At 62.7% G+C, this 7,102-nt stretch carries 5 protein-coding genes and 1 pseudogene; 2 read left to right on the forward strand and 4 right to left on the reverse strand.

The window, feature by feature from the left end:
- Positions 1-346 precede the first annotated feature (346 nt).
- The 4 genes from Q0X62_RS11365 to Q0X62_RS11380 all read right to left on the reverse strand — a co-directional run bounded on the left by Q0X62_RS11365 (position 347) and on the right by Q0X62_RS11380 (position 4,935).
- Positions 347-1,123 carry a DeoR/GlpR family DNA-binding transcription regulator gene (locus Q0X62_RS11365; RefSeq protein ID WP_297735655.1) on the reverse strand — a complete coding sequence of 259 codons (777 nt, stop codon included), beginning with the start codon at positions 1,121-1,123 and terminating at the stop codon, positions 347-349.
- The gene (locus Q0X62_RS11370) at positions 1,124-2,785 is read right to left on the reverse strand and encodes an ABC transporter permease subunit (protein ID WP_297735658.1); all 1,662 of its coding nucleotides are present in this window, start codon (positions 2,783-2,785) and stop codon (positions 1,124-1,126) included.
- Between the two features lie 17 nt (positions 2,786-2,802).
- Positions 2,803-3,843, reverse strand: a complete 1,041-nt coding sequence (locus tag Q0X62_RS11375) for an ABC transporter ATP-binding protein (RefSeq protein WP_297735661.1) — start codon at positions 3,841-3,843, stop codon at positions 2,803-2,805.
- Positions 3,844-3,927: 84 nt separating this feature from the next.
- On the reverse strand, positions 3,928-4,935 hold the full coding sequence (locus Q0X62_RS11380) for an ABC transporter substrate-binding protein (protein ID WP_297735664.1): 1,008 nt from the start codon (positions 4,933-4,935) through the stop codon (positions 3,928-3,930).
- A gap of 209 nt (positions 4,936-5,144) precedes the next feature.
- Here Q0X62_RS11380 and hisN point away from each other — a divergent pair, with 209 nt between their 5' ends.
- Together hisN and Q0X62_RS11390 are read left to right on the forward strand one after the other, a co-directional pair.
- On the forward strand, positions 5,145-5,933 hold the full coding sequence (gene hisN / locus Q0X62_RS11385) for a histidinol-phosphatase (RefSeq protein ID WP_297735667.1): 789 nt from the start codon (positions 5,145-5,147) through the stop codon (positions 5,931-5,933).
- 138 nt (positions 5,934-6,071) lie between these two features.
- Positions 6,072-6,465 (forward strand): annotated as a pseudogene (locus Q0X62_RS11390) (IS5 family transposase); the annotation flags it as partial.
- Positions 6,466-7,102 lie beyond the last annotated feature (637 nt).

A 7,102-nucleotide genomic window follows, 5' to 3' on the forward strand; every position in this document is an offset into this window, starting at 1 on the left:
AAACCAAACCCGTCCAGCCAGTCGCGGGACACATCTATCCCGACCACGGTTGTTGCTGCTATCATGTCACTCTCTCTTTCTTATGCTTCGCGGTCCCGGAAATGGGCCGCCGTCAACTGTTCGAGACGGTGAAGAGAGGCGGGATCAGCCTGCTAGAGAACGTGGTCATGCCACAAGGTGTTCAGCGCTGTATCCTACCCCGTCGCCGGTCCTGGCCGGGAACGGCGACGGGGCATTCATAGCAGGGATAAGACACATAAGGTATTCAGTTTTCGACTCTGCCTCGGTGCCACGCACCAGGATGCCGCAAATGAATCCAAAAGCTCTTGCGGACGCTCCCTCAGACTTACGCAGAATGCCTGTGATGGTCCATGGTTGCGACTTGAACGCCGGCCTGGCGAAACGCCACGAGATTCTCTGACGTCACGGCTCGGTTGGTCACCAGCACATCGATTTCTCCTGGCTCCCAGGATCGGACACGGCTGGTCTCGCCCAGCTTGCTGTGGTCGGCCAAAAGGATGGATCGCGGCGCCTGTTCCGCCATTGCGATGGCGATCTCGGCTTCCTGCAGGTCGTAGAAGAACGCGCCCTTGGTAGGATGTACTGCGACCGGCGCAGAGAAGCATAAGTCCGCGCTAAAACGTCGGATCTCGGACAGGGTAAGCTCCCCCACCGTGGCGGGAACGTCTGCGGCCATCCGCCCCCCGAGCAGCAAGACCTCGCGGCTCGCCCCCTGAAGCGTCGTCGCCACGTCCAGCGAATTGGTGATCACCGATACGCCTGAAAGCTTTGCGAGTTCTCGGGCGAAGATGGCCGTCGTCGTGCCTGCGTCGACAAGGATCGTCTGCCCCGGCTGGATCAATCCAGCCGCCTTCCGCGCTATCTCTGACTTCGCGCGCAGCTGGGCCGAAATCCGCTTCCTGAACGGTTGCTCGGATCTTGGCTCCGGCAGGATCGCGCCGCCGTGGACCCTGTTGACTTGTCCCGTTTCCTCGAGGTCTACCAAGTCTCGACGCACCGTCTCACGCGAAACTTTGAGCATCTCCGCAAGGTCGTTGGCGCTCACCTGCTGTTTCGCAGCCAGCATGGACAGGATCCGCTGGTGGCGTTCCTTCGCCCACATTCAGGCCCCTCCCTTCGCCCGGTTCCGCCGCGAGATCAGCGCCAATGTAGCCTTCATGCTCAGCAGGGCCAGGCAGACGATCGCCATCACGCAGGTGGAGAAAGCCGCCGCCTGGGAGGTCAAGCCGGCGTCGTCGAGCCGCATGATGGTGACGGCTGCGACGCTCAGGTCCGGGGTCGTCAGAAAGACGACCGCCGAAAGCGTCACCATGGAGCGCATGAACAGGAAGAAGAACACCGAGACGAGCATTGGCGCGATGAAGGGCGCAACTATGTCGATCGCTGTCCGCCCAAGCCCCGCGCCCAGGCTGCCCGCCGCTTCTTCTAGCGCGGGCGGGAGCTGCCGAAAGCCGGTCATCAGGGTCAGGAAGCCCTGCGTGTGGTAGTGGTAGAAGTTCACGATCGCGATCAGCACCGCAGTGCCGTAGAGCAGGTAGAGCGGTGTCGCCGTCGAGTTGAACGTCAGAATGTATGCGAGCCCAAGCACCATCCCCGGTACTGCCGCAGGCATGGCGGCCAGAACCTGAATCGGCTGGGCTGCGGCGCGGGGCACGCGGCGCAGCCCCAGGCCGAGGAGGAAGACGGCAAGCGTCCCGCCTGTCGCCGCCATCACCGAGATCACGATGGTCATCCAGAGCGACGAGTAGCCCCCTGCCAGGGTAATGTCGTAGTGCTTGGGCGACAGCGCCATGTTGTAGGGCCACAACGTGACGAAGCTCGCATAGACGACGATGCCGATAACGGCAACGATGCCCGAGCAGATCAGCAGCGAAAGCCCCGCCATGACACTGTCGCGCAGCGGTGCAAAGCTCGGCCGGTAGCGGACCTCGCCGGTCGTCTGCCCTGTCTGCTGCCGTTTCATTGCCTGGCGTTCAATCGCGTAGGAGATCACCGTGGGCAGCAGGAGCATGATGCCCACGACCGCGCCCATGTTGAAGTTCCGCTGGCCGACCACCTGCGAATAGATCTCTGTCGCCAAGACCGAGTAGTCGCCGCCGATCACGGCCGCATTGCCGAAGTCGGTGATCGTGATGGTGAAGCACACGAAAGCGGCATTCAGGATACCAAACCTAGCGGCCGGCAGCGTGAGATCTCGGAATTGGCGCGAGGGCGAGGCGCCCATGACTTCCGCTGCCTCATAGGTTCTCGCATCCAGCAGAACCAGTGCCGCGCCGATGATCATCACCGCCTGCGGGAGGGCATATAACGTGTTCGCGATCAGCAGGCCCCAGAAGCCGTAGATCTCGATCTCTATGCCGAGCGCGCGGCTCACGACCCCGTTGCGCCCCAGAAGAAAAATCAAGCCGAGGGCTTGCACCAGCGAGGGCGCGAGCAGCGGCAGAACGATCACGCCACGGACCAGCCATTTCCCCTGGAAGGCGCAGCGATGGAGCCCATGCGCAATGATGAACCCGAGAAACACGCTGAGCACCGTTGTGGTGCCACCCATGAGCAGTGAATGCCAGGTCGCGCGCCAGAACCCGCTGGAGCCGAGGACCCGTGTGTAGTTCGCCAGGCCGTAGCCGTCCTCCACCGTCAGTGAGCGCAGGAAGACGATCACCATCGGGTAGAGGAAGAACAGTATGAGGCCGAGCAGGGGCAGACCGACACACACCCAAGTCAGGAGCCGATCTCTGTCCGGCCGCCGGCGGGCGGCAGGCATTGATGTCTCCGCGGTGGTCATGCCTGCGCCTCGGCCGGTGCGCGGGTGCTGTCGTCGGCGACCCAGGTACAGGCGTCCGGCGCGACTTGGAGCGTCACACGGTCGCCTTCACGGCAGGGCTTGGCGCCATGCGTCTCGACCACCAGCGGACCTGCAGGGCTTTCGACCTCCAGGCGCCGCAGGTTGCCCAGAAAGCTGATACCGCGGACGGAGGCGTTCCCGTCCGGGTCGGGGGTCACGCCGATCTGCTCGGGCCGGATACAGGCGATATGGTCATCCGCACTGCCCTGCGGCCGTGTCGCCGCGAGATCGGGAAACGCCCGCCCCACCGCGTCGGCGGGAAGAAGGTTGCTAATACCCATGAACTCGGCGACGAAGCGTGTCCGGGGCCGGTTGTAGAGATCCTCGGGCGTGCCGGCCTGCACCACCACGCCGTGATTCATGCAGATGATCTTGTCGGCAAGGGCCAGCGCTTCTTCCTGATCATGGGTCACCATCAAGGTGGGGATACCGAGCGAGCGCTGGACATGACGGATTTCGCCTCGCAGCTCGGCCCGGACCTTGGCGTCCAGAGCGGAGAGGGGCTCATCCAGGAGCAGCACCCGGGGGTCAACGGCGATGGCGCGGGCGAGCGCGATCCGCTGCTGTTGGCCGCCCGATAGTTGCCCGGGAAAACTGTCGGCCAGTTGCGGCAGCTTCACCAAGTTGAGTAAATCCGTCACCCGCCGAGAAATCTCAGGCCGTGGTGTGCTGCGGATCTTGAGCCCATATCCGATGTTCTCGGCCACCGTCATGTTCGGAAAGAGCGAGTAGGACTGGAAAACGATGCCGAAGCCCCGCTTTCGCGCGGGCAGGTCCGACAAGGCCGCGCCTTCCAGCAGGATCTCGCCTTCGTCCAGATCGGAGAGCCCTGCGATCAGCCGCAACAGCGTGGTTTTCCCGCAGCCCGAAGGTCCCAGAAGGCAGACGAACTCTCCTTCGTCAATCTCGATCGAGACGCGGTTGAGAGCCGTGAAGGATCCGTAGTTTTTGGTGGCTTCGCGGACGGTGAGATACATGGTGATCTTGTCTTTTTCGCAAATGGCGCGGGTCCCGGGCGAGACCCGCGCTTTGACCGGCGGCGTTTGCCGACCGGGGTTTTGTCAGCGGCCGAACTTTTCCTTCCAGGTCTGCTTGACCGCAGTCTGGTTCTCAGCAGCCTCGACGAAGTCGATCTTCGCGAGAATCGTCGAGATGTCTGCCGGCAGGCCCGCATCCCTTGCCGCCTGGGACGCGTCGACCCCCGGCACGGTGATCAGCGCCTTATACTGCTGGTAGAGGCCGATTGCTTCCTCCGACATCGTCCAGTCGAGGAAGGCCTTGGCAGCTTCCTTGTTGTCGGAACTGGCCATCAGGCCGGAGGCTTCAAGTTCATAGCCTACACCGCCCTCGGGGAAGACCATGGCGAGCGGGTAGCCCTCCTCGATCGACTGCATCGCGGTAAACGCCAGCGAGATCCCGACGGTGTATTCGCCGACACGCGCCGACTTGCAGGGCTTGGAGCCCGACGAGGTATACTGCGCCATGTTCGGATCGACGGCCTCGAGCTGCGCCCAGCCCGCCTCTTCGCCCATGCTCTGCAGCACGGCGTTCACGTGCAGGTAGCCGGTGCCGGAGGAGTTCGGGTCGGGCATCAGGATCTCGCCCTTGAAAGCGGGGTCCTCCAGATCCTTCCAGCTGGACGGCATCGGAAGGCCCTTTTCCTCGAGTCGGGCGGTGTTGACGCAGAAGGCGCCCATGTAGCCTATTGGCGCGAACCACTTGCCGTCTTCGCCACGGAAGGTGGCGGGCAGGACGTCCACGCCCGCGGCCGCGTAGGGTTCCAGCATCTCGAGAACCTGCGGATCCATCATCGCGCTGACGGCCCAGCCCCAGATCACGTCAGCCTGCGGATTGCCAGCCTCGGCCAGCAGGCGCGCGCCCAGCTTGCCCGTCGACAGGCGCAGCAGGTTGATCTCCGTGTCTGGCATCGCCTTCTGCGCGGCATCGAGATAGGCCGCGATTTCTTCTTCTTCGAGCGCGGTATAGACGGTGATCTCGTCTGCGGAAGCGGACGCCGCGAGGCCGAAGGCCACCAGCGAAGCCACTGTGAGTCTTGTCCAGGTCATCATTGTCATCTCTCCTTGTTGGTCAGTGCGGTCCCGAGCCAGTGCCTACCTGGATCGGTGCGGGTCCTCTGCGAGACCCGTTCTAATTGCCGCGCCCGATGAAGCGAGCGTGGGTATATTTGTGTAGTCTTGCACTTTTGTGCGTTTTGTCTACGATAAATTTTGGTAGCGGCGCGCCGTTTCGTGCCGGCCCCCGCGGATGAGGAAAAATCATGCAGAGTTCCACGCCCTCGTGTGAGGCGAATATGTTGGCAAACTTCGCCGGCGCGCTCGCCGACGTGACGGACGCGATGGCGATGAGCTATTTCCGCAAACCCCTGGACGTGGAGCGCAAGGCTGATCTCTCGCCGGTCACCCAGGCCGACCGCGAGATTGAGGCCACCATGCGCGAAAGGATCGCCGGCCGGTTCCCGGCCCACGGAATTCTGGGCGAAGAGCACGAAGACGCGCGTTTGGACGCGGATCATGTGTGGGTTCTCGATCCGATCGACGGGACGAAGAGCTTCGTCACCGGCATGCCCACCTTCGGGACACTGATCGCCTGCCTTTCTGTTGGCCAACCTGAGCTCGGCGTCATCTCGATACCGGCGACCGGGGAACGCTGGCTGGGGCAGCGCGGCCTCCGGACGACGCTGAGCGGCAGGCCCTGCAGCGCGAGCGGTCAGACCCGCCTGGCCGACGCCACACTTTACACCACGACACCTGACACGTTCGATGTGGCGGGCCGCGCCAAGTTCGACCTGCTGTCGCAAAAGGTCGCAATGCGACGCTTCGGGGGAGACTGCTACGCTTACGGGCTGCTGGCTGCCGGTCACGTCGATCTCGTTCTCGAAATGAATCTGCATCCCTACGACTACATGGCGCTCGTTCCCGTGATCGAAGGTGCGGGAGGCGTCATCACCGACTGGGATGGCAAGGCGCTCGGGCTGGATTCTGATGGTCATGTCATTGCAGCAGCAAGCGTCGCACTGCATCAAATGGCGCTCGCTGTGCTGTCCTGATCTTCTCTATGCGAGATTCGCCCATTTCGAAGCGGCGATAAGCAATGTGCGGTGCATGACAGAACGCTTTCACAGGGCTCTGTTGCACAAATCCCGTGCTGGATTCATGTTGTGAATCCAGCATGGTAGCTTGGCTGCATGAGAAAACCCAGACCCCCGGCTTACAAGACCAGGAACTGGTCAGCCTACAATGAAGCGCTCAAGCGCCGTGGCTCGCTGACGATCTGGTTCGACCCCGAGATGACATGGGATGCCGCGCCGAGAGGCAGGCGCGGCCGCCAGCAGACAGACCTACAGCGATACCGCCATCCAGACTTGCCTGACAATGAAGGTGTTGTTCGGCATGGCGCTGCGGCAGACGACCGGGTTCGTCGAGAGCCTGTTGCGCCTGGTCGGCCTTGACTGGTCGGTGCCCGACTTCAGCACGCTGTCTCGCCGCCAGAAGACGCTTGCCGTGAACATCCCGTATCACGGCTCCAGAGGGCCGTTGCGCCTGCTGATCGACAGCACCGGCATCAATGTCGAGGGCGAAGACAATAGCCGGCCCCCGCTCCTTCCCCCCGTCTTGCGGAGGAAGGCCCTTCGCTTTCAGACCCGTATCTACACGATGCCTTTTCTCGGTGGCCAGCCGCTTCCCCGCGGGCTTTTCTCCCGCCCCGGAGATAACATCTTGTGCCGCCGCGGTCCCCGGTCTGTCACGCCGCAAAACGGCGGCTCACCAGCCGGTGGGTTTCGTAGTCGTGTTTCTGCGCCAATCCAGAAGGAGCCGATCCGGCGCGGGATGGGGTAGTCCCCGGGTCTTAATCGGCGCTTGGCGACCGGCCCGCCGATGAGCCGTGGCGATCATCTTTTGTCGACCAATATGCGGGGCGAACGGCTGGGCGAAACCGCGCATATGGACGCCACACGAGTTTTTTATCAGCTAGAGAGACATGCGGAACAGCTAGCTGTCAGGAGAGGTTTCCATCATTGCTGCGTCCAGGCTTCCAAGCCCAACTTGTGGCGCATGACCAGCTTGGAGAGCCCCCGCGTCACAGAGAAAGGGGAAACGCGCGAAAGTTGGTGATGCCCTGAGGGGCGGCATATCATGGCGGTGTTCAGACGCCGTCAATTCTCTGGTGAGAAAAGGATATGCCACATGTCAAAGACTACCATCACCCAACTGCCCG

Source organism: uncultured Maricaulis sp., from assembly GCF_947259345.1.
GTDB lineage: Bacteria > Pseudomonadota > Alphaproteobacteria > Caulobacterales > Maricaulaceae > Maricaulis.